Here is a 25,404-nt window from a genome sequence, read left to right on the forward strand (position 1 = left end):
GGGTATGGGATTGTTACAAGTAGTCATCACACTGGGTATTATCATGCTTTTGGTAAAGCCAGTGGGGAGTTACTTGGTTAAAGTATTCGGCTATGAAAAGAGTGGCCTTGATCGTGTTTTTGGTCCTTTCGAGCGTGTATCTTATCGCATAATGGGCGTTAAAGAAGACGAGGGCATGGGATGGAAAAAGTATTTAGGAGCTGTCCTGTTAGTTAACTTTGTCATGATGCTGCTCATGTATGCGATATTTAGGCTTCAAAAATACTTACCGCTTAACCCTGATGGCATAGGTAATATGCCTCCGGCACTCGCATTCAATACAGCTGTTTCTTTCATTACAAATACGAATTGGCAAGCCTATAGCGGTGAAAATACCATGTCCTATTTGTCACAAATGGTGGGGCTTACGTTCCCGATGTTTACTTCGGCAGCAACTGGATTTGCTATTGCCGTTGCATTCACACGCGGTCTAGTTGGCCGTCAAGATAATCTTGGGAATTTCTATGTCGATATAACAAGAGCGATTACACGGGTATTTCTACCGCTTAGCTTCATAGTTGCATTGGTTTTAGTTTTTCAAGGTGTCCCACAAACCCTACTAGGGGCCGTACAAGCTACAACCATTGAAGGTGCTGGGCAAACAATTACCCGTGGTTTAGTAGCTTCTTTTGAATCTATTAAACACATAGGTACCAACGGTGGTGGCTGGTTCGGTACGAACGCCGCGCATCCATTTGAAAATCCAACACCTGTTGCGAACTTAATCCACATTATTTGTATGATGCTGCTTCCTACATCGCTGGTGTATGCATTCGGCCTCATGATCAAGAACAAGAAGCAAGGCTGGACGATCTTTGCAGCAATGGGGATTATTTTCTTAGTTATGGTCGCTACGGTATTCTATGCTGAGTATAAAGGTGTGCCTGCAGTAGATGCGTTAGGCGTACATGGCAACATGGAAGGTAAAGAGGTTCGATTCGGACCGTCGGAATCAGCTTTATTTACAGCCGTGACCACAGCTGCAACAACAGGCAGTGTAAACAATATGCATGAGTCGCTTACGCCACTTGGAAGCATTGTTCCTTTTGCAGAAATGATGTTGAACAATGTGTTCGGCGGTAAAGGAGTAGGCTTGTTAAACGGCTTGCTTTACTTGATCTTATCCGTGTTTATCTGCGGGTTAATGGTGGGGCGTACGCCAGAGTTTTTAGGTAAAAAGATTGAAGGTAAAGAGATTAAGCTAGCGGCTATCGCGATTCTTACCCATCCGCTTATCATTCTCGCACCGACAGCTTGGGCGCTGATTCGTCCTGAATCTATTCATTCCATAGCCAACCAGGGCACACATGGTCTCTCTGAAGTGCTGTATGCTTTCACATCGGGCGCAGCCAATAATGGATCTGCCTTCGGTGGCCTGACTGCGAACACAAACTTCTACAACTTGGGCATTGGTATGGTGATGCTGTTTGGCCGTTACATTTCGATCATCGCGATGCTGGCTATTGCGGGTTCCCTTGCTACGAAGCGAGTCGTCCCTGTTACGACGGGGACACTGCGGACGAATACTCCCTTATTTATGGGAATTATGATCATGATTATTCTAGTTATTGGTGCTCTAACGTTCTTCCCGGCGCTGGCACTGGGGCCGATTGCTGAACATCTGGCGGCGCGTTAAAAGGATAGACGTAATAGAGATGGAGGATTGATTGGACTGTGGAACGTAAAAAAACTTTAACCAAAGAAATTATGAATCAAGCTATCGTTGATTCGTTCAAAAAATTAAATCCTTGGATTATGATCAAGAATCCGGTCATGTTTGTGGTTGAGATTGGTACGGTGATTACCCTTCTGCTTTCTCTCGCACCTGAGCTTTTTGGCAGCACGGAAGTAGGGCGAGGCTACAACATTGCGGTGTTCTTAATCTTACTGTTCACCTTATTATTCGCTAACTTCGCCGAAGCGCTGGCCGAAGGTCGCGGTAAGGCTCAGGCTGATTCCCTGCGGAAGACGAAATCCGATACGATGGCTCGCTTGGTTCAAAAGGATGGTTCTTATAAGCAAGTGTCTTCGACTTCTCTTCGCAAGGGAGATGTGGTCCGCATTGAAATTGGAGAGATCATCCCGTCCGACGGCGAAATTATTGAAGGCTTAGCTTCTATTGATGAGTCAGCCATTACAGGTGAATCTGCTCCTGTAATTAAGGAAGCTGGCGGCGATTTCTCATCTGTGACAGGCGGTACGCGGGTAGCTTCTGACTATATCGTTGTCAAAGTGTTGACGGATCCCGGCGAATCGTTCTTGGATCGCATGATCGCACTCGTCGAAGGTGCTAAACGGCAGAAAACACCGAACGAAATTGCCTTAACGACGCTGCTTGCTGTATTGACACTGATCTTCTTAATCGTCATTATGACCATGGTTCCGATGGCATCCTATTTAAATGTGAAATTAGAAATTTCCACGTTGATTGCCTTGCTCGTTTGTCTCATTCCAACAACAATCGGTGGTCTCTTGTCAGCGATCGGTATTGCGGGCATGGACCGTGTGACGCAGTTTAACGTACTTGCGATGTCAGGTAAAGCGGTTGAAGCTGCTGGCGATATCGACACCATGATCCTAGATAAAACAGGGACGATTACCTTCGGGAATCGGATGGCTTCGGAATTTGTGCCTGTGGGTGGCAAATCTGTGAAAGACATTACGTTTGCAGCTCTGCAAGCTTCTGTGAAGGATGAAACACCAGAAGGACGCTCGATTGTTGAGCTTGCGAATAAACTTGGCGAGTCTTGGCAAGCGGATCACTACTCGGATGCAGAAGTGGTGGAGTTTACCGCTGAAACGAGGATGTCGGGGCTTGATCTAAAAGACGGTATAAAATTCCGCAAAGGTGCGGTAGATGCGATCAAAAAATATGTAGCTGCGCTTGGCGGCAAAATTCCAGATGACTTAGAAACGATAACGAACAGAATCGCGAAAGCCGGCGGCACTCCACTAGCGGTCACGATTAACGAGCGGATCTATGGCGTTATTTACCTCAAGGATACGGTAAAACCGGGCTTGAAGGAACGATTTGCAGAACTTCGCGCAATGGGTATCAAAACCGTCATGTGCACAGGGGATAACCCACTTACGGCTGCAACGATTGCACTCGAGGCCGGTGTGGATGAGTTTATTGCTGAAGCGAAGCCGGAAGATAAAATTGCGGCGATCAAGAAAGAACAGCAAGAAGGTAAGCTTGTAGCCATGACGGGCGACGGCACGAATGATGCGCCTGCACTTGCACAAGCGGATGTAGGACTCGCAATGAATTCAGGGACGATGGCTGCCAAAGAGGCGGCTAACATGATCGATCTGGATTCCGATCCGACCAAGCTGCTTTCGGTGATCTCCATTGGTAAACAGCTATTGATCACTCGTGGAGCTTTGACGACGTTCTCGATCGCCAACGACATTGCTAAATACTTCGCGATCATTCCTGCGATGTTTATTCTAGCTATGCCGCAGCTGCAGGCATTGAATATTATGAATCTGGCGTCGCCAGAATCGGCCATTCTTTCCGCCTTAATTTTCAATGCCATCATCATCCCATTGCTGATTCCGATTGCGATGAAGGGTGTAAAATACCGGGCAATGTCAGCAGATAGATTGTTGTCTCGCAATATTTTGATCTACGGTATAGGTGGTGTGGTTGTGCCATTTATCGGGATTAAAATCATTGATATGGTACTTCACGGCTTAAACATTGTGTAGAGAGAAAGAGAAACGAGGAGATCGCGTTATGAAATCGGTTATGATAGCTGTTCGTGTGTCGTTATTGTTCATGATCGTCTGTGGACTCATTTATCCACTGGCTACGACAGGAGTGGCTCAAGTTTTATTTCCCAAACAAGCGAATGGCAGTCTCATAGAATCAGGCGGTACGGTTATTGGATCGGAATTACTGGCTCAGAGCTTCGAGTCTCCAAAGCTTTTCCATCCAAGAGCTTCTGCAGCCAAGTATGATCCTACAGCATCGTCGGGCTCCAATACAGTGGTAGCTTCCAGCGATTATGCAGCGGCAATGGCAGAAAAAATTGCTGCCTGGAAGTTAGAAAATCCGAAATTAACGGATATCCCGGCTGATATCGTCACTGTTTCTGGTTCCGGATTCGATCCAGACTTATCTCCAGAAGGAGCGAAAGCCCAGGTTCCGAGAATTAGTAAAGAAACGGGGATTGCAGAGGGCAAGCTAAATGACCTTGTTGATCAAGTTACAATAACAAGGCAGCTCGGCATATTCGGTGAACCTAGAGTCAATGTGACTGAATTGAATATGGAACTGCTCAAACAAGTGAAATTATGATGACAGTCGACCACTCTCGATAAGAGAGTGGTTTCTGCACGTTTAGAGAAGGAGGAGAGGAAGTGACTAATATGGATGGTTTCAAAAGAAAAACACCAGAAGAGATCCTATTATCCATCTCCAAATTGCACCGCGGCAGCTTTAAAATTTATATTGGGGCGGTTAGCGGCTCTGGTAAAACATATCACATGCTGCGAGAAGGACATAATCTCAGGGGGCAAGGGATCGATGTGGTGATATGTGCGGTTTCGACGCTCCAACGACCGGAAACCGTGGAACAATTGGGGGATTTGGAGAGAATACCAAGCATTCATTGGATGAAAGACGGCGTGGAACAAAAGGATCTGAACTTGGAAGCCTTACTCGAAAGAAACCCTGAAGTTGTTCTCGTTGATGGGCTTGCTCATCAGAACCGGGAGGGCGCCCAATTTCCAACCAGGCTCGAAGATATTAAATATTTACTCTCCCACGATATTAGCGTGATCAGCACGGCGAATGTCTATGAGCTAGAAGGGACGATGGAAGTTGCTCATAAGCTGACAGGCATTGAAGTGGGGTGCTGCGTTCCCTCGGATACGCTAGAACTGGCCGATGAGGTGAGGCTCATCGATGCAACGCCTGAAACGATTTTAACGCGGCTTGGAGAGGGGCATTTAAAGGGGAACAAAGATGCAGCCTTATTTAAACGCGGTAATTTAGGTGTTCTGCGGGAATTGGCTCTTCGTCTTGTTGCCGAGGATGTAAATGATTCTTTGGAAGCACATCGTGAACAAATGGGGTTTCAGGGGCCATCCGGAGCGACGGAACGCATTCTGGTTACAACACAATATCACTGGAATGGATCCATTTATGTACGCCGTGGTCAACAAATCGCGAAGCGATTGAATGGTGATCTGCATGTGGTCACGCTGCGAAAACAAGGTAAAACGCTTACCAAAGAAGCGGCTACTTTTCGAAGGTCAATTATGAAGCTTGTAGAGAAAGTAGGCGGTAAATTTGAAGAGCTGCCGCTTTCTTTTCGCCGCTGCATTCCTAAGATCTTAGTGAACTATGCGAATGCCAATCATGTTACACGTATTGTATTAGGGCATTCCAAACAAACGAGATGGCAAACTTTTTTACAAGGCTCGGTCATCAATGGCGTGTTAAAAAGAACCAAAAATATCGATGTGTTTCTGGTTGCCGATCGGGCATCTCAGGAGGGAGAGCGTATTCTGCCTGCTCATATTCACACGCCCAAGGAGCCTTACAAATATAGACGTCTGAGTAAGCAAGAAGTGGAGGCGAAAATCGAAAAAATCAGACGCGGCAGATTCAAGGTTTACATTGGAGCTGCGCCTGGTGTAGGTAAAACGTACACGATGCTGCGGGAGGGCAATGATCTGCTCAAAAAAGGGATCGATGTGAAGATTGGCTTACTTGAAACCCATGGAAGAAAAGAGACGACCCAGCAAGTGGGTGATCTTGACATTGTGCCGCGAGCCGTAAACCAATATCAAGGCGTAAGGCTGGAGGAGATGGATACAGAAGCCATTATTCGTCTGCGACCTGAAGTGGTCTTAGTGGATGAGCTTGCACATTCCAACGTACCAGGAAGTAAGAATAAGAAACGCTATGAAGATGTGCTGGAGATTCTGGAAGCGGGCATTTCGGTTATTTCGACTGTAAATGTTCAGCATTTGGAGAGCCTGAATGATGCAGTTGAGCATATAACGGGTATTCGGGTGCGGGAAACTGTACCAGATAGCATCCTGCGTACAGCAGATGAAGTTCAGTTAATTGACGTTTCCCCAGAAGCGTTGCAGCTTCGTATGAGAGACGGCAAGATTTATGCGATGGTGAAAGTAGATCAGGCGTTAAACAACTTTTTTAAAACGGGGAATCTGATCGCCTTACGTGAATTAGCGCTGCGTGAAATCGCGGATGATGTGGATGAACGTTTGGAATCGATGGAGCGTAAGAGCTCCCTGCGTGGTCCATGGCGGCGGAAAGAAGTCATTTATGTGTGTGTGACCGAAATCACGCAGGCTGACCGCTTAATTCGGCGGGGGTTTCGCATTGCGCATCGGCTTAAAGCCGCTTGGCATGTAAGCTTTATTGCGGCTCGGCATACGGATGACGAGTGGAAGACAAAGCTAGAGAAGCTAGAGAAGCTGACCATTCGCTTGGGAGGCGAATTCTCCTATCAGGAAGTAATGAATCGTAACCAAATTCCACGTGTTTTTGCAGCGAAAGCAAGTAACGCCGGAGCTACGCAAATCATCGTTTGGAAAGACGATATCGTCAAAAAGCTTTTGCCGCATGCAAGCACAATGGATGTGCTCATTGTTGCTGATTATGATTCGTGGCAAACTTCGCGAAATAGGGTAAAATAAACCATATGGAAACTCAAAAAAACGAACATACAAACTGGCAATCGTATGGTGTGACTGCACTTTTTATCATCCTGTTGACGATACTTTTAAAAGGTTTTGACTTTTTCTTCGATCTGGTCAATATATCGCTTCTTTACTTATTCCCTGTTTTGTTTAGTGCTGTTAGATGGGGGAGGGGGCCATCTTTTTTTGCTGCGGGATTAGGCGTGTTGGCATTTGATTTCTTTTTTGTCCCACCTACCTTCAGTCTAACGGTTGCTGATTTGCGTTATATCCTAACCTTTTTGGTGTTCTTAAGTGTGGCTGGCCTTACCTCAAACCTGGCTTCAAAGCTTCGGAGTCAGTTCCATCAAGCGCATCAGAAAGAAGCGAATACCGCTGCCCTGTATGCGTTAAGTCGCAAGATTACAGCGATTTCAGATTTAGACATTTTGCTGGAGCAGATTGTTCAACATGTTTCCGATACGCTTGATGCGAAGGTTGCTATCATTTTGCCAAACCATGAAGGTGAACAGCAGGTTGAAGCTTTTTCGAAGGATAGTGGAGATTGGGCTAGCGATGAAGCCCACCTAACTATCGCCGGATGGGTGAATCGTAACAATACGATTGCGGGTCGAGGGACTCGAACTTTGAGTGAATCATCGGATCTGCATGTCCCCTTAGCTACAGACCAGCAGGTACATGGTGTGCTCGCTGTACAAGTTGGCGATCGATTAATGTCCGATATGCCAGAGCTTATTCGGATCATCGAAGCGCTCTCAGATCTTGTAGCCGTTGCGATATCTCGGGTTAAGCTTGCGGATGAGGCCAAAGTAGCGCAATTGACAGCCGAGTCTGAAAAGCTACGCACAGCCTTGCTGGATTCGCTCTCTCATGAATTGCGCACGCCGCTGGCTACGATTATTGGTTCGGTCACGGGTTTACTCGAGGGAGAGGACGTCTTTAGTCCAGATGATCGACGAGAGTTATTGCTTACAACCCGTGAGGGAGCTACGCGCATGAATAGACTCGTTGGGAATTTGCTTGGTATGGTTCGGATTGAGAGCGGCATGATGCGTTTAAATAAAATGTGGTGCGGGATCGAGGATGTTGTTGGGGTTGCCTTAACGCAATTGAAGGATTCTCTGCAGAATAGAGTCGTTCATATCGCTCTGAATCCGGAGCTTCCATCTGTCCCACTAGATGAAGTTCTAATTGAGCAAGTGCTGATGAATGTGATCAGCAATGCGATCAAGTATTCACCTGAAGGCAGCGAAATCCGTCTTGAAGCAGAGAAGGACGGCGATTGGCTGCGTCTGACAATAACAGATGAAGGAGCGGGCATTCTTCCAGCTGATAGGGAACGGATATTCGAGAAATTCTATCGAGGAGATCGTACCAAACATATTCCTGGCACAGGGCTTGGGCTCGCTATTTGTAAAAGTATTGTGGAAGCGCATGGCGGTTCAATTACCGCTAGTGCGAGGAGAGATGGCCGTCAGGGTACGGTTATCGAACTGAGCTTGCCTTTATCACAGTAGTCGCTAAGAGGGACGGAGAGAATGATGACAACCACAGGAGCGAAAATTTTAGTCATTGATGACGAGGCACAAATACGGAAATTACTGCGGGTTACGTTATCTGCGCATGGATTTGATACAGCGGAAGCAGCAACTGGCAAGGAAGGCTTGCTGCAGGCTGCGATGTTCCGGCCAGATTTAATTGTGCTAGATCTGGGGCTGCCAGATATGACCGGTATGGAGGTACTGGACGGCATTCGGGAATGGTCGAATGTTCCCGTCATCATCCTAACTGCGCAGGATCAAGAGCCTGACAAAGTCGCTGCCTTAGATCGCGGCGCAGACGATTATGTGACGAAGCCATTCGGTATGGGCGAATTCATGGCTCGCATGCGAGTTGCACTACGGCATATTGCCAAAGCGCCGGATGAGCCTGTGTTGAAGCTCGGGCAGCTCGTTATTGATTTGGCCAAGCGCAGCGTAGAGCTGCATGGTGAGAAGCTAAAGCTAACACCAACAGAGTATGACTTACTCAAGGTGCTTGGCGTTAATGCGGGTCGTGTTATGACACATAAACAGCTGCTCAAACAAGTGTGGGGCGGTCAGCAGTATGAATCTGACAGCCAGTACTTGCGGGTGTATGTTGGACATCTGAGGAAGAAGATAGAGACAGATCCGACGAGACCTCAGTATATATTGACAGAGCCGGGGATCGGGTACCGGTTTGCTTGGCAGGAGAATTAGCGAAGTGGATGATGATGTGTGACATGCTGGTTGCGAGTAGAGAGGGAGTAGCTGTAGAAGTAGAGATTGCTGAGTCAGAAATAATGAGTTGGCCGGCTGGAAGTTTCGTAAATCTACATGCTCTAGGCGAATAGATGTTATTACTTACATTCAAATTTTGGATTTTTCCGATCAAACGCAGAATAGATGGAGAATCTGCAGTTAATTATAACCATTTTAGCCGATCTGAATAAAAGTGGCAGTTTTAACTACATGTTTTACAGTTAAATCGAATAATCGAGGAAATTACTCGCAAATAGCTGTATATTTTCCAGTTAATACAAATGTAAAGCACTAGTTCCTCAAGACCTACAAACTCCACCTATAGCTTTCGTGCGCCAAGATCCCGTGTTCGCATCCCGTGCGTCCATTCCGAGCACTCGCTGCCCCAAGTTTCGAACGATTAGTTGAGCCAAAACGACACTTGTGGCTATGGGATGTACCAACAAAAAAACCAGTTAACATCCGCAAAACCGGATGTTAACTGGTTTAATTTTTTTATAAAGAATTAGCAAGTAAAGGAGTCGATAAAGCGCAAATCGATACCAAAGAATATCCAAGAGAATCCGGTCCAGCGGAATCCAGAAATCGATGTCCGTCCAACGAACACTGGGAAATACCAGTATTGTTGTCCGTTGCTTTGCCATATATACGTGAATCTGAACAAGCAGCGGGAGATGCCTCCTGGATCTACAGCGTATACCCCTGGCGCTTTAAGCGGCTTTTGCGGTATGTGAGATGGTGGCGCAGAAGTTGGCGCTTGATATCCGCCTTGCCCTTGCCCTGGTCCACCTGGGAAACCGCCAGGTCCACCTGGGAACCCTCCAGGTCCGCCCGGGAATCCTGGTCCACCTGGGAAACCGCCCGGCCCGCCTGGAAATCCTGGTCCACCCGGGAAACCACCTGGCCCGCCTGGGAACCCTGGCCCACCTGGGAAACCGCCCGGCCCACCGAAACCACCTTGCTGGCCTGGGAAGCCAGGCATCATGCCGCCGCCTGTTCCTGGGAAGCCGGGGATGCCGAAGCCACCCAAGCCGCCTAAGCCGCGTGGATCATAGGCAGGTACCCAGCCGTAATATTGAGGTACGGGATAGCCGTAAGGGTATGGCGTATTTTGTGGATAATAAGCTGTAGGGTAGTCCGAGTCCGTTGCCGCGCTTTGTGAAATCTCAGTTTCAAGCTCAACGTCGCGCAGTTCTTGTTTCTTGTTCGATGCCATTCGTAAAGTCCTCCTTAGGTAAAAGCGGATTGTCGATACTTACTATATGCAGGGGGATAGACGGATGTCACGGTTAGAAAATAACAAAAATGAAGGATCACTAGACCTATAAGGAATGGTATAATAGTCCGAATTGGGAAATTTAACCTAGGTTTGCTTGTCGAAATATAGGTTAATCCTCCCATATATATGAAAGAATTTGTCGTATATAATGGAAATTGGTACGATTTTGAAATTAATGGAGCGGGATTTCTTGAGAGACCTACTGGGTAAAAGATTAAGATATGATGTGACAACAAGTTATGGACTAGTCTTAGTCCCTATTCATACCGTTCTCAATCAAGAGCACTTGGATTTATTTAAGCAGCATCGCATCGATAAAATGGATATCGTTACCACGGCCATGTCTGACGGCCAGCCTGAATCCGCACCCGCTCATGACGCGAATCGTCTTGTTCAAAAAGCTACGGAATATGCCAAAGACTTATTCGAGCGTATTCAGAGACACAAGAAAATACCGTTGCTGGAGATAAAGACGGATTTAATCCCAATCGTCCAGCAGGCGGCCGATAACCCTGATCTCTTTCAATTGTTTCAAGCCGTCAAGGCGAAGGATGAATACACGCACCAACATAATATTGGCGTGGGCATTCTTTCGACACTCATCGGCAAATGGATGGAACTTGCAGATACGGAAGTAGCCCTTCTATCTTTAGCGGCTACCATGCATGATGTTGGTAAAATCAAGATTTCTCAAGAAATTCTTATGAAGCCAGGGAAATTAACGAACGAAGAGTATGACGAGATTAAAAAGCATACCATTCTTGGTTATAATATGCTGCGTGAAACGGTGGGCATTAACTATCGTGTAGCACTGGTTGCACTTCAACATCATGAACGGGCGGATGGCACGGGATATCCCCTGCAGCTGCAAGATAGTCAATTGGACAAAATGAGCCGAATCGTCGCCGTTGCGGATGTTTTCCACGCGATGTCATCGAAGAGGCCGTATCATGAAATGATGCCTTTTCACGAGGTTGTCAGCCGTTTAAGGAAAGGTTTCTTCGGAGAATTAGATCCACATATTGTTTCCGTCTTTTTACAGAACATCATTTACAATCTAGTAGGCAGGCAGGTACTTCTTACGGATGGACGTTGGGGCGAAGTCGTCTATATTAATCCAACAGATGATACGAATCCACTCGTGAAAATCGAAAATTCCTTTCTTGATCTTAGTCGAGAAAGACACATTCATATAAAGGAAGTTGTCATATGAAGCCAATGAACTCAGAGAAGTCAGACGTTTTACTTCAATTTTATTCCAGCTATGGTCTAACCCAACGTGAAACTGAAATACTTTCGTTACTTGCGACATATGGATACACCAACAAGGAAATTGCCGAAAATTGCTGTATTAGTGAGAAAACAGTGAAAATTCACCTTGCCAACATCATGGGTAAAATCGGCATTGGCTCCATGCGAAAGCTGCTAGCCTTGCTGTTACAGCAAGCTCTGCTAGTTTCTAGGCTAAGTACAGGTGAGTCTGTGCGTGTTGCGTCAATGGGAATGAGATAATCAAAGAGTTTTACCTAGTAAAAGCAGCCTATCCTCTAGGGAGGAAAGTGCTGCTTTTTGCTTTCTATAATCCTCAAACTATTGATACGATTTGGAACTAAAATCACATAATATTGTGTTGACATGATACGAAAAGTATCTTAAAGTAAGAGTAACAATAAAGATACAAATAGTATCATAGGGAATCGAGAAATAGACTTCTATTGGAGGGGAATCATGGAAATTAATCTTAAAGAATATGTAATGGTCATATTAAAACGTTGGTGGATCATTGTACTAATTGTAAGTATTTGTACAATTCTCACAGCCATGTATTCGACATCAAACTATGTTCCAATCTATCAAGCTTCTACAAAACTAATTGTTAATAAAACCTCTGAACAAGATCAACTCGGTAAAGAACAGATTGATTACGGAGCCATCGGTGTTAATATGTCCCTCATTAATACCTACAAGGAAATCATTAGAACACCAGCTATTATGGATAAAGTTGTTCAACGATACCCCGATTTACATGTCTCCACGGACCAATTAATCTCAATCGTTAATGTAACCAACCTCAATGAAACACAAGTCATGTCGATTGTCGCACGACACTTCTCACATGAAAGAGCAGTGCGAATTGCGAATGCTGTTTCAGATGTATTCCAGTCGGAAATTCCAAACATTATGAAGGTTGATAATATTACAATTCTGAATCGAGCCAAGGTTCAAGACAATCCCACACCTGTGAATCAGAAATCAAATCAATATATCATTTTAAGCTTCGTTGCCTCTTTGGCTGCTACAATTGGTATCATACTGCTATGGGATGCGATGGACGACACGTTGAAAACGGAAGAAGATATTCGTGAGGTTTTTGAACTTTCGACGTTAGCTTACATACCTAAAGTGAAAAGGAAAATGCAACGTGTAAAGCGGAAAAACAAAATTAGTAAAAAAGCAGAGGATATCTCATATGCCAAAACTAGCTACTAATACCAATTCTCCCATAATGATGCACATCCATCCTAATTCCTCGACATCAGAAGCTTATAGATCATTACGATTTAATATCGAATGCTCTGTTTTTGGTCGAGAGGCGAAATCAATTACAGTCACTTCCTCGAGCCGAGGTGAGGGGAAGACAACGACAGCTGTTCATTTGGCGGTGGCCTACGCGCAGATCGGGAAGAAAGTGCTGCTGCTAGATGCGGATCTCCGAAATCCATCGATTCACCAAGCTTTTAGTGATGAGAATAAACGGGGGCTTACTAATTATTTGGAAGGTCAGGCTCTTGTAAGTGAGATTGTTCGTGAGACCATTGTAGAGAATCTTTCGATCATTACTACAGGACCAGGTTCGCAGAATCCTTCTGGATTATTAGCTTCCAAGCAAATGGATACCCTCTTAGTCGCCCTTAGGGAAAATTACGATATTGTCATTGTAGATACGCCGTCTCTTCTAACTATAACGGATGCCAAGATTATGGCGACCAAGTGTGATGGGGTGCTTCTCATCGTTGAATATGGGAAGGTCAAGCGTGATGTAGCTAAGAAAGTGAAAGAAGAGCTTATGCTGGCAAATGTGAAGTTGATTGGGGTCGTTTTGAACGAAGTAAGGAATCGTCATGCAGATGCGTATCTTTGATCCGTTATGTTGAAAAATCAAAGTAAGGGGAGAGAGTTTATAGCTAATGAGACAAAAAAGACGAAAGCCGCATCTGCGAACCGGAAGAATCGCGTGCATATTGACGCTAAGCGTTGGGATTTTGGCAGGATGCTCAGATACAGTAGTTACTAGTACGGACGCTACGTCTGTGTATAAGGATCAGGCCGTACCCAGTGTTAAAGCATTCAAGGTGATAAAGCAAAAAATTGGAGAACCCCTCGAGCGTACAGCCGAAGTACAATCCTCTGCTCAATTTACCGTCGTCGCCAAGGCGGCAGGCGATATTGAGCAGATCATGAAGAAGCGCGGAGATATGGTCCAAGAGGGAGACGTTATCATTAAGCTAAAATCGAGTGAAGCCCTCGTCCAAAGAGACTCGGCTGCAGCTGCAATCACAGCCATTCAGGAAGCAATCGCTAAAGCGAAAGTCAAGGCGCAAAGAGATACGGAAAATCAGAAATTCGAGATGAGCAACTCGATTCAAAAAATGGAGCTAAGCATGACAACGCTCCTACGTAGCTATAACAAAATGAAAAATGACTATGATATTGGACTAGCTACTAAGGCACAGCTGTATCAGATGGAAACTCAAATGATGAATGCTCGTATGGATCTGGATCAATTGAAGAAGAAGCAAAACCAATTAGAGCCCATTGATGCTACTTCTGCATTAGAGTCACAGCTCAAAGGTGCCCAAGTTGCGTTACAGCAGCTTAATCAATCTATGCAAAATCTAGAAGTAAAAGCCACTGTTAGTGGTTTATTGACCGAAATGCCACTGGAAACCGGGATGACCGTGCAATCAGGCGTGCAGGTAGGGACTATTCAAAGGCTGGATCCCATTAAAATTAAAGCGCAGCTTACTGAAGATGAAACGAAATTAGTTAGCGGTAAAACAGAGATGTCTTATTTCCTAACAGGGAATACAACGAAATTTAAGGGACCGATCAGCTACCTAGCAAAGGTAATGGACCCCGAAAGCAAATCCTATGAAATCAATTTAGAAGTGCCGAATAAAGATATCCTCTTGAAGCCTGGCATGAAGCTCAAGCTTCAAATGTCAGATGACAAAGACCAGATTGTGGTCACTGTGCCGACGTATAGCATCGTTAAAGAGGGCGAGCATGCTTTTGTCTATGTAGTCTCTGGTGATTCAGTGGAGAAACGCAGCATTAAATTGGGAAGATTGAATGAGCCCAATCAAGAAGTAACTTCTGGCCTTAAAGAAGGGGAACTTGTTGTTAAAACTAACCCTAGTGCGCTAATCGATAAAACGAGAGTTCAAATGACGGCCGTGGAAGAGCAATAATTAAAAATGGAGTGACTCGACTTGAAAATAAACTGGAAAAAAACGACGATTATGTTCATCTTAGCGACCTCCTTAGTAATTCCATCTGCCTCTTTTCATGTAGCTGCAGATGCGAAATACGCACAATCTTCAACGGAATTGAGCTACCAACTTACGGATGCCATCAAAGTAGAAGTGAAAAGTGTTTTGAATGAACCAAGCCCAAATGGAACTAGAATAGGTGCTGTTGTTCGCCTTTATAATGACGGAGATCGTTTAATCGGTGTACCTGAATATGAAGTTCGTGCGAAGACTCAGGAGGGCTTGGAGTATATTATGCGTCCTAGTCAAGCGAATCCTAGAAATATACAACCGAAAGAGACTATTGAGCTAAGTTATATGAATGTTGTAGATCGTTATGACGACTTCACTTTAACTGAACTGTCTTGGTTGGATGTTGATGAGTTCGTCTATCCCAAGCATGAAACAAGAATCATCTCGGTTCCCATTTCTGACTTGGAGTGGAAAGGGGACAAGGCTGCTATATCTGACCCGGTGTTGATCAAGCAATGGGAAGATACGTTTACCATCCCTGTGCTATCAAGCAATGTCGAATATAAGCCTGTAAGTTTAAATGAACAGAATACGCCAGATGGACCCGTGACCGTTGTTGGTTTTCTGGCAACCAATGTCGGTGATAAGGCAACCACGATAGCCGATTTTCGAGTTAACGGGAAATCACCGAATAAGGTTTTCAATGGAAAACGGATAGATCCAGGAACGATCACATTGGATCCAGGTGAAAAGAATTATGTATATTATGCGATCCCAGTTAAAAGCAGAGCAGATTTAAGGAGCTTAATCATACTAACGCCGGAAGACTTTGTTGCTGAGGATAAATCACATAGCTCTTATTTAATCGGAAGATTGATGATCAATCTTTCAGGAGCTACCAGCACGCAGCGTTTTATGAATCAACTATCGTTGTATGAGTGGAACAAGCCTATCGTATTTGATCCTTTAAGTAGTCTTATTCGCCCTGAAGTTGAGGTATCTTTAATTGACTTGCATATGAATGAGAGCACGGGCGGCGGGTTTAAAGCTTTGGTTGCTAAGTTTAAACTGCTTAATAAGAGTGAAGGACCTGTTCAAGTGCCACGTTTCCAGACCGTGTTGACAAGCAGTAGCGGAAATAAGTATTTGGGTAATAGACAAGATACGAAGGTGGAAACCTTGATTCCAAATATCAGCTATGTTGTCTACTATTCTTATATTGTTCCTAATACAGAAACGGGTAATCGATTAGGAATGGAAATCCTCGACACGAAAAGAGTAGAGCCCTATAATTTCGCAGTTGCTGCTTTCAGGACGAATGTTATGGATGCTTCATCAGATAAGGCTTTCTATCCGTTTAATGCCACATTGAATAGTTGGTCGTTATCAACCTACTATAATATGGGCTCTGGAAGCTCGTACTCCTACAAGTTAAATGTTGATTTTGACATTAAACTTCAAGACGAGGTTGTAGCTGATCAAGGAGCGTCTAAGTTGAGACTAGAGGTTGTTAATTCTTCTGACAAGATTATGACCTCAAGGGTGTTTTCGTTCACAGGTGAGAATAAACTTGTCAGCGGTCCACAGACGCTAAACTTTGACTTCAATACACTAGAAACCACGGTGAAATTAAACATGTATGAAATTATTGATACACCATTTGGTGAGGTAAGAAGACTCATTCAAACATGGAACCGATAGGAGAGATGAAAGATGGAAAATGAATCAGCAATGAAACAAAAAAGATACACGCGTCCCCGCGTATTAAGCCAACAACCAGTTCGCTTTGAAACGGCACAAAGCTGGAATAAAGGCCATGGAAATACGAATCACAATGGGAATGGGAATGGTGGCAGTCATTACCCTAACCCGCCATATAGTGGTCCGCATCACGGAAATGGCAAGCATTAAAATGCAGATACATGGAGGTCAATTATTCAGACAATTGATCTCCACTATTCTTATATGGAAGTCCTGAGGGGATGAACATGGAACTCATTTATACGAGAATTGGCGAGCATACGATTGAAGTACAATGTAAGTCGGCTATGATTCTGAATTGGATGAACAGCAACTTCTTGATCATCCAATCACCGCAGCCCATACCGCATATCAAGCTTCAATTGTGCGATGGCTACGGGGAGGCTTTTGTCGACTATGATGTAAAGATATCTAATGAAGCAAATAAGATTTGCTACCGGAGAGCCGATTACTGCATTGAAGCAGCAATCGATTATCGTAGTGCCACAATCGCTGTGCACAATGAACTGGCATTGAAGCATGCGTGGATGAATTTATACAGTTCTTATTTGGTGCATTATAATTGGGGATTATTAATTCACTCTTCATGTGTGGTCGATCATGATAAAGCTTATGTGTTTGCAGGTTACTCTGGTGCTGGTAAATCTACTGCAGCTAAGCTGTCGTATCCTCGCGAGCTTCTCTCGGATGAAGCTACGATTGTCAAAATTTCCTCTAATCAAGTGACTGTGTATGATTCGCCGTTTCGAAGTGAGCTTTCCCGAACAGGCTCCAAGGAAATGAGCCCGCTTGCCGGCATTTATTTGTTGAAGCAGGCACGTGCAAATCACGTTGCTCCACTTAGCCAATCAAATGCTTTTCTACATCTGATGGATAAAGTCTTTTATTGGTCGCATAGCCCGGAAGAAACCATTCGTATTATCCAATTGTTGCGGCAAATGGTTCGTTCCATTTCGATTAGTGAGCTACAGTTTCAAAAAAATAATACATTTTGGGAGCTGATTTCGTAATGACCCAGTACCTTCGGATGAACGACTATGAGTCCATTGAATTGGATATGGAATGGATTATTTTGAACACAGATGAATATACCCTAACGAAGTTAAATGGAGTGGGCGGATTTTGTTGGTCCATGCTAGGGACAGCTCAAACAGTAAGCTCAATTAGTGAAGCTTTGCGAAAGGAGTATCAATCGGCGGATGAACCGGTTGAAGCTGATGTTGAAGCCTTCCTGCAAGATATGATCAGCCGAGGCCTGGTACAACATGCAATTTCCTAAGGAATATAGGCAGCTAATAACACAAGCTATGGAAAAGAACGGTTGGATCGAGCTTCCTGCGCAAGGAACGAGTATGTTTCCTTTTATTAAAAAAGGGGATATCTGCAGGTTTGTACCAGCTCAAGCTGATCATCTCAAGAAAGGCGATATCGTTCTATTCTTTACGCAAAATGGAAGTTTAGTTGCTCATCGCTTGTTTCACAAGGTAAGGATGGAACAGGGATTCATCCTCCATTGCAAAGGTGACACGAATTTGGCCTGTGATGAAGGCATTGATCAGGAGCTGTTGATAGGACAAATGGACTGGATACAGCGCAAAGAGCGAATTATTCGTGTGGAGGGATGGGCTGCTCATACATGGGGCCGCATCGTGTTAGGAGTTCCCATGATCTCGCTAGCGTTAAACTATTATTTAGCACATAGTAAGCGTGCCCAAGGATAGATTTTTCAATGGAGCGTCGATGATATGACTGAAATATTTGGAAGCTTATTATCTACGGTAAGAGAGTATTTGACGTTTAGAGATATTCGGAGAACACTCACCTTGCTAGCTCCCTACATGCTGAAGTATTGGAAGGTATATGTTGTTCTTGTAGTCCTTCTATTCGTTGATATTGCGTTAACTTTGGCCTATTCATGGTTCTTTGGAAGCTTGACGGATGCGGCCATTCAAAGCCAGTTTACGCGTATGCAGCTATTAATCCCTGTTGGCATTATCTTGCTTATCGTGAGCTTAACTTCTACGTATCTGAATACCGTCTATGAAACAAAAGCGACTCTTGGTGTGAAGAGGGATTTTTCTCTTCAGCTATATAAACATATCATGCGAGTTCCACAAAGGGATATCTCCAAGCATCACTCCGGTGAATTAATGTCACACTTTGCCAATGATATTCATAGCATTGATGGTGTGATCGGTAGAAGTTTAATGAACCTCATTAGACTGCCATTGATATATACAGCTGTCTTTGTATATTTGCTGCAGATACATTGGAAATTAGCGCTCCTATGTGTGGCATTTGCCCCAATAGCGCTTGGGTTTGGTATTGTTTTTGGTGTTTTACTACGTAATAACGGTAGAATCGTGTATCGTCTTATCGGACAAATGAGTACGCATCTGAACGAAACATTTCATGGTTTATCAATCATTCATTCTTTTATGATGGAGAAGATCATGGTTGGCAGCTATGCTCGTAAAAATCAAGAGATCTACAACGTAGAACTGCGAAATGCCAAATTACGCGGATGGTTTTTCGTAGGTGGTCAAGCTGCTTCTACGATAACGTTTCTACTGAGTCTAAGTATGGGTTCCTACTATGTCTCAATTGGCTTATTAACCGTGGGTTCCTTGTTAACCTTTGTAAATCTAGTTAATCATTTGGTGTATCCATTGACAGAGTTAGCCGGTCAGTGGGCGGGCTTTCAACGATCAGCAGCCGCGGTAGAAAGAATCCACGGTATCCTTGAGCTACCGCTGGAAGCCGAGGAACTACCGATCGCGACGCCGCCTAAACGGCTGTTAACGTCGATTCGATTTCAAGACGTTACGTTCAGTTATGATGGAAATAACAACATATTCGAACATTTGAATTTGCAGATCCCGGCCGGAAAGGTCGTTGCGATAGTTGGTTTAAGTGGAGCAGGGAAAACAACACTTTTTCATTTGCTTCAAGCATTCTATAAACCACAAAAAGGTAAAATTTTCATTGATGGCCGTTCTAGTGAGCAGTTACTGCCTTCTGAGCTGCGGAGCTTGTTTGCTCATGTATCACAAGACACTTTTTTATTTGATCGAACAATTAGGGAGAATCTCTTGCTTGCTCGAGATGGGATTACAGAGATGGATATGATACAGGCAGCAACAATTGCCAACATTCATTCCTATATTGAGTCTCTTCCGAATGGCTACGATACTGAAATTGGGGAGAGAGGCACGCGATTGTCGGGTGGTCAGAAGCAACGTTTGGCTATTGCGAGAGCAGTGTTAAAGAATGCACCAATCCTCCTGTTAGACGAAGCCACCTCGGCACTAGACAATGAAACCGAGCAGCAGGTCCAGGAAGCGCTGCACCGATTGATGCAGGGACGCACGACGCTCATCATTGCGCACAGACTTTCAACGATCCAACACGCAGATGTCATCTATGTTTTGGATAAAGGAAGCATTGTCCAAATTGGGCAGCATCATGATCTTATGCAGGCTAATGGCAAATATCAAAGTTTAAATAGGCAAGCATTTCAGAAAGGGGGAGAACTCGTTGATCATTTCTTTGATACAAGCGCTATATGATCGGCGAATGGTGATACCCCAGGAGCGTGCGTATTATGAACAAGTACTGGCAGATATTGAGTTTTTTGATATATCACCACAAATGTATTGGTTGTTGAAGCAGGCAGGACATTTAGAAAAAATGCCCGACTTTTTTCGGGATAAAATTGAGGGAAAGTACCGCGATGCGCTGTTTCAAAATATGTTTATTCGCAACCAAATGAACATCGTGTTAGAAAAGCTAGAAGAAGCCGGGATTCCTGCGATTCCACTTAAGGGTACCATGTTTGCTGAGAAGTACTTTGGCAATTTGGGGGCTAGAGCTACTTCCGATATTGATCTTTTGGTTCAAACATGCGACCTTCAGCGGGCAGTTGCATTTGTGAAAGCGCTTGGGTATTCATTTGAGCAAGAGCGAATCCCTTCCCATTTTCATTGGAGCTTCAGCAAGGAAATACCAGGGTCGCCTATTCCACTGACCATAGAGCTTCATTGGGATTTGTTAAAAGAGAATACCTCTAATTTAAGTATGGAGCAATTTTGGAAGCAGGCTATACCTATGGGGAATTATCGGTATATCAAGGAATTGTCTGACTATCATACGTTCTATATGATTTGTTTGCATGGCTGGAGACATAATTTAAGCTCATTAAAATATTTTATTGATATTATTCAGTTGATTCATGTTTTGAAAGATGATTGTCGTTACGAAACACTGTTTAAGGATGCTCATATTCATAAAACGTTGAAAAGAATCACAAGGACACTTGCGATTGTCTATCATCAGTTCCCTCATTTGAAGGGGATCAAGGAGCTCTCTCTGCCGAATAGAACCAAGCTCTGGTGGGATTATAGTACCATTCGGAACCTGCAACAACGCACGATTCGTAAATATTTCAATTGGGTTTACTACCAGCTTTTTGACTATGACAATGGGAAACAAAGTCTTCAAGTCATTTTAAATTGGATAAAATAGAAAGTTAAGATAAATGGTTGACAGGTAGAAAGTAAGATGATATTCTAAAAATGTTCTTTATAAAGAACGAAAGAACGAGTGAGTAAGTGAAATTGTTTCTTCAAGAGAACGATAATGAGGCGTCAAAAGAAATTTAATAGAATGAATGTTGGAGGCACTATGAGCGCTATTACCGGTATTTTCCAAATGAATAATCAACCTGTTTCGTTAGCGCATGGGGCTCTCCTAATGAAGGTGCTAGAAAAATTCCCAGCGGATGACAGTCAAGTTTGGAGTAATGATTGCGTACTCTTTGGATGCCACGCACAGTGGATTACACCTGAATCGGTTGGCGAGCGAGTTCCCTACTACGATCACGAAAGGCAGCTGGCGATAACGGCAGATGCCATCATTGATAATCGTGATGAGTTATTCGATCAATTACAGGTTGAGAAGTCCCGTAGGGCTGCGATACCTGACAGTGCACTCATTCTTCTTGCTTACTGCAAATGGGGCGAAGATGTTCCGAAGTACTTAATTGGCGATTTCGCCTTTATGATATGGGATACCAAACAGCATCAGTTGTTCGGTGCAAGGGACTTTACCGGAAGCCGAACCTTGTACTACTTCCAGAATTCAGAGAACTTTGTGTTCTCTACCGTGATAGAACCGTTACATGCTTTACCTTATATTGAAAAAAAGTTGAATGAAGAGTGGCTTGCTGAATTTCTAGCGATTTCCAGTGTGGTTGATACGGTTGATGTGGAATCAACAGTGTACAAGCATATCGAGCAAGTACCGCCTTCGCACAGTATTTCAGTTAAGAATGGTAAAGTAACACTTTCTCAATATTGTACTTTCTCTGCAGGTAAGCAGCTGAAGTTAAAAACCAATGAAGAATATGAAGAGGCCTTTCGGGATGTCTTCCAAAGCGCAGTGACAGCGAGGCTGCGAACACATCGTAATGTTGGTTCTCAGCTGAGCGGAGGCCTGGACTCCGGGTCTGTCGTAAGCTTTGCGGCAAGAGCGCTGCAGAAGCAGAAGAAACAATTATATACGTATAGTCAAATTCCCGAGGAGAATTTCTCGGATTGGACGAGTAGATATACATTGGCTGATGAAAGACCGCTTATCAAATCCACGGTTGCTCATGTAGGTAATATTAACGATCAGTATCTAGACTTCGCAGGAAAAAGCGCTTTGTCTGAAGTGGATGATTGGCTTGAGATTATGGAGATGCCCTATAAGTTTTTCGCGAATTCCGTATGGATGAAAGGGATATATGAAAGAGCGCATCAGCAGGATATCGGTGTTCTCTTAAATGGGAGCCGGGGGAATTTCACAATTTCGTGGGGGCCGGCTGTGCATTATTATGCATCACTTATGAAGAAATTGAACTGGCTCCATCTGTATGATGAAGTCAGTAAATACAGTGTGAATATGGGTGTTGGCAGAGCGCGTATTCTCAAATTGACCGCACAAAAAGCATTTCCTGGGATTCATCAATTGTTCTCAAAAGGAACTGGGCAAGAACCACCTCCACAGCTGCTGAATCCTGCGTTAGCTAGCAAAACCAATATCATTCAGAAATTGGAAGCGCGAGGCTTGCTATTAGGGGTTGAAATTTCTAACAATTTCAAGAAGGATAGAATCAGGCACTTCCAACAGTTAAATCTATGGAGCACAAGTAATACAAGCGCATCTAAGCTATCGCTTCGATATAAGCTGCAGGGACGCGACCCTACGAATGATTTAAGGATAATCCGATTCTGTTTATCCTTACCCATGGATCAGTATATACAGAAGGGTCGGGATCGAGCGCTAATCCGAAGATCGATGCACAATCTTTTGCCAGACGATATTCGGTTAAATCAACGTGTTAGAGGGATACAAGGTGTTGATGTGATTCATCGTATGACACCTTATTGGTCCGCCTTTATTGATGAGGTTCAGCAATTAAGCAAGGATCCTATGGCTGCAGAGTTGCTGAATGTGCCTGTGTTACAGTCAGCAATTTCAAATATTCGCAATGCGCCACAAGCGAATGAAGCGTATAGCCCTGATTTTATGATTCTCATGAGAAGTCTTATCGTTTATAGGTTTCTCAAGAAACTCTCATAAGGAGGTGAAATTATGCAAAAACAGTGGAATCAACCTGTATTAGAAGCACTTGATCTGAGTATGACATTGGCTGGGGATCCTGACTTAGTTGTCGATGCTACATATTCAGATTCAAATCAAACAGTTCATCTTGATGGACCTAGCTAAGTAATGCACGCAAAATGAACATAGCCCTTATACGAGGGTTCGTATAAGGGTAGCTTTCTAAAAATTAACAGCGTACTTGGAGTGAATGAGATGATAAAAACGCAAGAGAGAGTGATTTTTCAAGCATTTGGCTTAAGCATTCGCAGTGAACTCCATCTACCGGAACTAAGCGTGAGAGTTGAGAAACAAGGTGATATTGATGTCGTGGTTACGATAGCTGACTTATCCAAACTTTGGTCAGAATTAGTGCCTACCCATCAAAGCCTTCTTATTCAAGAGGATAAAGTGATTTTTCGAGTTGCCGATACCGCCACTTTCTTGATCCAGGATGGGAATAAGATTACCGTCTCACCGGTTAAGGATGCAGAGGAATCCAAAATTCGCCTCTATCTGCTTGGTACTTGTATGGGTGCGATATTGATGCAGAGGCGCATATTGCCTTTACATGGCAGTGCAATCGCTATTGATGGTAAAGCCTATGCGATTGTTGGGCATTCAGGAGCTGGGAAATCAACGCTCGCATCAGCGTTCATCAATCATGGTTACTCTCTGCTGAGTGATGATGTCATCCCGATCACGTTTGATACTTCAGATAAGCCAATGGTGATGCCAGCTTATCCGCAACAAAAGCTTTGGCAGGAAAGTCTTACTCATTTTGGGATGGAAGCAAGTCAATACAGTCCTATCTTCCAAAGAGAAACGAAATATACGATTCCTGTACCTGCCAATTTTACAACGGAAACACTTCCATTAGCAGGCGTATTCGAGCTTGTGAAGTATGACGGTGAGCAGGTAAGTATTCAAGAAATTCCGAGACTGACAGGCTTATCTAGGCTGTTTCAACATACGTATCGGCAAGTCTTTCTAGCGCCGCTTGGCTTGCTGGAGTGGCACTTCCAAACATCCGCCCGCATGGCGGAGCACTTAAAAATTTATCAATTGAATCGCCCGACTAGCGGCTTTACCGCTCATCAACTTGTCTCATTAGTTCTAGATACAATCCATGAGGAGGAGCAAATATGATCAAACAAGCTACACTGACAATTGTTGATACCGTTGAGCAGGGTAAAGGAAACATCGTTAGTAATATGGGTGGAGAAAAAGTAATGCTCAATGTGCAACATAACAAATATTATAATTTAGGCGAAGTTGGCGGCAGGATCTGGGAACTAATGGAATCGCCGGTTGTCGTTGCAGAAATCATTCTTACTTTAATCTCGGAGTACCAGGTAGACAAAGAGCAATGTGAAGAACACGTGATTGGCTTCTTGGAACATTTGTTGAAAGAAGAGCTTATTCATGTTCGTGAAAAATAAGATCGTCCCTATGCGATTCATTCGCATTCTTAAACTCATTTGTTCTTTGGATATGACAACAATGCTTTTATTTATGGAAGCTTATACATTTTTGGGCTGGGCCCGAATACTTAAATCAATCCGTTTCACCAAAGTTATTGACATGTTTGGCCTTCAGATGGATGAGACAAGCATTAGCCCTCTCCATATCGATAGAAGGAAGGTCTCTAGCGTTGCTAGTGCGATTCAAACCATGAGCCGCTATACCCCATGGGATAGCAAATGCCTGGTGAGAGCACTTGCGGCTATGAAAATGCTGGAGAGGCGTAAGATCGATAGTACACTTTATCTTGGAACTGCGAGGGATGAAACAGGGAGCATGGTCGCCCATGCTTGGCTGCGTAGCGGCCCCTATTATGTCTCCGGGGCAGAAGAGATGAAACGGTTTACTGTTGTTGGTACTTTTGCTAAAAAATCTAAACCAAAGGTGAATGAAGGGAGGTGATACTATGCAAAAAAATTGGCAAAAACCAGAGTTAGAAACGCTTGATCTTAACATGACTATGGCCGGAAGTCCGAATCAACAATGGGATGCATCATTTACCGATCATAGTCTTGAAGTTCTTGGACCAAATCATAGCTAAGAACTAAAATATAACATTAAAGGATTTATAGTAATCTTTACTGTTGTTGGTACTTTTGCTAAAAAATCTAAACCAAAGGTGAATGAAGGGAGGTGATACTATGCAAAAAAATTGGCAAAAACCAGAGTTAGAAACGCTTGATCTTAA

General features: G+C 44.0%; 25 protein-coding genes. 24 read left to right on the forward strand and 1 reads right to left on the reverse strand.

What is annotated here, in order from left to right; all coding sequences use genetic code 11:
• The first annotated feature begins 4 nt into the window (after window positions 1–4).
• The 6 genes from kdpA (at window position 5) to AC58QG_RS22475 (ending at window position 8,960) form a co-directional block, all read left to right on the forward strand.
• Window positions 5–1,675, forward strand: a complete 1,671-nt coding sequence (gene kdpA, locus AC58QG_RS22450; RefSeq protein WP_497364375.1) for a potassium-transporting ATPase subunit KdpA — start codon at window positions 5–7, stop codon at window positions 1,673–1,675.
• A 38-nt stretch (window positions 1,676–1,713) separates the two neighbouring features.
• Entirely contained in the window at window positions 1,714–3,750 is a 2,037-nt protein-coding gene (kdpB, locus tag AC58QG_RS22455; RefSeq protein ID WP_497364335.1) for a potassium-transporting ATPase subunit KdpB, read from the forward strand.
• 28 nt (window positions 3,751–3,778) lie between these two features.
• The gene (gene kdpC, locus AC58QG_RS22460) at window positions 3,779–4,342 is read left to right on the forward strand and encodes a potassium-transporting ATPase subunit KdpC (RefSeq protein ID WP_497364336.1); all 564 of its coding nucleotides are present in this window, start codon (window positions 3,779–3,781) and stop codon (window positions 4,340–4,342) included.
• Window positions 4,343–4,413: 71 nt separating this feature from the next.
• Entirely contained in the window at window positions 4,414–6,717 is a 2,304-nt protein-coding gene (locus AC58QG_RS22465) for a histidine kinase (RefSeq protein WP_497364376.1), read from the forward strand.
• Between the two features lie 5 nt (window positions 6,718–6,722).
• Window positions 6,723–8,237, forward strand: coding sequence for a DUF4118 domain-containing protein (locus AC58QG_RS22470; RefSeq protein ID WP_497364337.1), 1,515 nt, complete (start codon window positions 6,723–6,725; stop codon window positions 8,235–8,237).
• Between the two features lie 24 nt (window positions 8,238–8,261).
• Window positions 8,262–8,960 carry a response regulator gene (locus AC58QG_RS22475; RefSeq protein WP_497364377.1) on the forward strand — a complete coding sequence of 233 codons (699 nt, stop codon included), beginning with the start codon at window positions 8,262–8,264 and terminating at the stop codon, window positions 8,958–8,960.
• Between the two features lie 547 nt (window positions 8,961–9,507).
• Here the strand turns inward: AC58QG_RS22475 and AC58QG_RS22480 are convergent.
• Window positions 9,508–9,987: a hypothetical protein gene (locus tag AC58QG_RS22480; protein WP_497364378.1), complete on the reverse strand. Its 480-nt coding sequence runs from the start codon at window positions 9,985–9,987 to the stop codon at window positions 9,508–9,510.
• A 484-nt stretch (window positions 9,988–10,471) separates the two neighbouring features.
• Here AC58QG_RS22480 and AC58QG_RS22485 point away from each other — a divergent pair, with 484 nt between their 5' ends.
• The 18 genes from AC58QG_RS22485 (at window position 10,472) to AC58QG_RS22570 (ending at window position 25,257) form a co-directional block, all read left to right on the forward strand.
• Window positions 10,472–11,494, forward strand: coding sequence for an HD-GYP domain-containing protein (locus AC58QG_RS22485; RefSeq protein WP_497364338.1), 1,023 nt, complete (start codon window positions 10,472–10,474; stop codon window positions 11,492–11,494).
• The gene (locus tag AC58QG_RS22490) at window positions 11,491–11,793 is read left to right on the forward strand and encodes a response regulator transcription factor (protein WP_497364339.1); all 303 of its coding nucleotides are present in this window, start codon (window positions 11,491–11,493) and stop codon (window positions 11,791–11,793) included. Before AC58QG_RS22485 ends, AC58QG_RS22490 begins: the two co-directional genes overlap by 4 nt.
• A 216-nt stretch (window positions 11,794–12,009) precedes the next feature.
• The gene (locus tag AC58QG_RS22495; protein ID WP_497364340.1) at window positions 12,010–12,771 is read left to right on the forward strand and encodes a YveK family protein; all 762 of its coding nucleotides are present in this window, start codon (window positions 12,010–12,012) and stop codon (window positions 12,769–12,771) included.
• A gap of 16 nt (window positions 12,772–12,787) precedes the next feature.
• The gene (locus AC58QG_RS22500; RefSeq protein WP_497364341.1) at window positions 12,788–13,423 is read left to right on the forward strand and encodes a CpsD/CapB family tyrosine-protein kinase; all 636 of its coding nucleotides are present in this window, start codon (window positions 12,788–12,790) and stop codon (window positions 13,421–13,423) included.
• A 46-nt stretch (window positions 13,424–13,469) separates the two neighbouring features.
• Window positions 13,470–14,753: an efflux RND transporter periplasmic adaptor subunit gene (locus AC58QG_RS22505; protein ID WP_497364342.1), complete on the forward strand. Its 1,284-nt coding sequence runs from the start codon at window positions 13,470–13,472 to the stop codon at window positions 14,751–14,753.
• Window positions 14,754–14,774: 21 nt separating this feature from the next.
• On the forward strand, window positions 14,775–16,487 hold the full coding sequence (locus AC58QG_RS22510) for a hypothetical protein (protein ID WP_497364343.1): 1,713 nt from the start codon (window positions 14,775–14,777) through the stop codon (window positions 16,485–16,487).
• Window positions 16,488–16,499: 12 nt separating this feature from the next.
• Complete coding sequence (locus tag AC58QG_RS22515) at window positions 16,500–16,697, forward strand: hypothetical protein (protein ID WP_497364344.1); 198 nt, start codon at window positions 16,500–16,502, stop codon at window positions 16,695–16,697.
• 77 nt (window positions 16,698–16,774) lie between these two features.
• Window positions 16,775–17,557: a hypothetical protein gene (locus tag AC58QG_RS22520; RefSeq protein ID WP_497364345.1), complete on the forward strand. Its 783-nt coding sequence runs from the start codon at window positions 16,775–16,777 to the stop codon at window positions 17,555–17,557.
• Window positions 17,557–17,826: a PqqD family protein gene (locus tag AC58QG_RS22525; RefSeq protein ID WP_497364346.1), complete on the forward strand. Its 270-nt coding sequence runs from the start codon at window positions 17,557–17,559 to the stop codon at window positions 17,824–17,826. The genes AC58QG_RS22520 and AC58QG_RS22525 overlap by 1 nt, the downstream gene beginning before the upstream one ends.
• 28 nt (window positions 17,827–17,854) lie before the next feature.
• Entirely contained in the window at window positions 17,855–18,268 is a 414-nt protein-coding gene (locus tag AC58QG_RS22530; RefSeq protein WP_497364347.1) for a S24/S26 family peptidase, read from the forward strand.
• A gap of 24 nt (window positions 18,269–18,292) precedes the next feature.
• Window positions 18,293–20,116 (forward strand): ABC transporter ATP-binding protein, encoded by a 1,824-nt coding sequence (locus AC58QG_RS22535; RefSeq protein WP_497364348.1) that lies wholly within the window; start codon window positions 18,293–18,295, stop codon window positions 20,114–20,116.
• Window positions 20,085–21,071, forward strand: coding sequence for a nucleotidyltransferase family protein (locus AC58QG_RS22540; protein ID WP_497364349.1), 987 nt, complete (start codon window positions 20,085–20,087; stop codon window positions 21,069–21,071). Before AC58QG_RS22535 ends, AC58QG_RS22540 begins: the two co-directional genes overlap by 32 nt.
• 159 nt (window positions 21,072–21,230) lie before the next feature.
• Window positions 21,231–23,171, forward strand: coding sequence for an asparagine synthase-related protein (locus AC58QG_RS22545; protein ID WP_497364350.1), 1,941 nt, complete (start codon window positions 21,231–21,233; stop codon window positions 23,169–23,171).
• Between the two features lie 12 nt (window positions 23,172–23,183).
• On the forward strand, window positions 23,184–23,318 hold the full coding sequence (locus AC58QG_RS22550) for a paeninodin family lasso peptide (protein WP_497364351.1): 135 nt from the start codon (window positions 23,184–23,186) through the stop codon (window positions 23,316–23,318).
• A 90-nt stretch (window positions 23,319–23,408) separates the two neighbouring features.
• On the forward strand, window positions 23,409–24,341 hold the full coding sequence (locus tag AC58QG_RS22555; protein ID WP_497364352.1) for an aldolase: 933 nt from the start codon (window positions 23,409–23,411) through the stop codon (window positions 24,339–24,341).
• Window positions 24,338–24,634 (forward strand): lasso peptide biosynthesis PqqD family chaperone, encoded by a 297-nt coding sequence (locus AC58QG_RS22560; protein WP_497364353.1) that lies wholly within the window; start codon window positions 24,338–24,340, stop codon window positions 24,632–24,634. Before AC58QG_RS22555 ends, AC58QG_RS22560 begins: the two co-directional genes overlap by 4 nt.
• Window positions 24,635–24,644: 10 nt before the next feature.
• Window positions 24,645–25,118: a lasso peptide biosynthesis B2 protein gene (locus tag AC58QG_RS22565; protein WP_497364379.1), complete on the forward strand. Its 474-nt coding sequence runs from the start codon at window positions 24,645–24,647 to the stop codon at window positions 25,116–25,118.
• 4 nt (window positions 25,119–25,122) lie between these two features.
• Entirely contained in the window at window positions 25,123–25,257 is a 135-nt protein-coding gene (locus AC58QG_RS22570) for a paeninodin family lasso peptide (protein ID WP_497364354.1), read from the forward strand.
• Window positions 25,258–25,404 lie beyond the last annotated feature (147 nt).

Source organism: Paenibacillus sp. J22P169 (genome assembly GCF_059691995.1).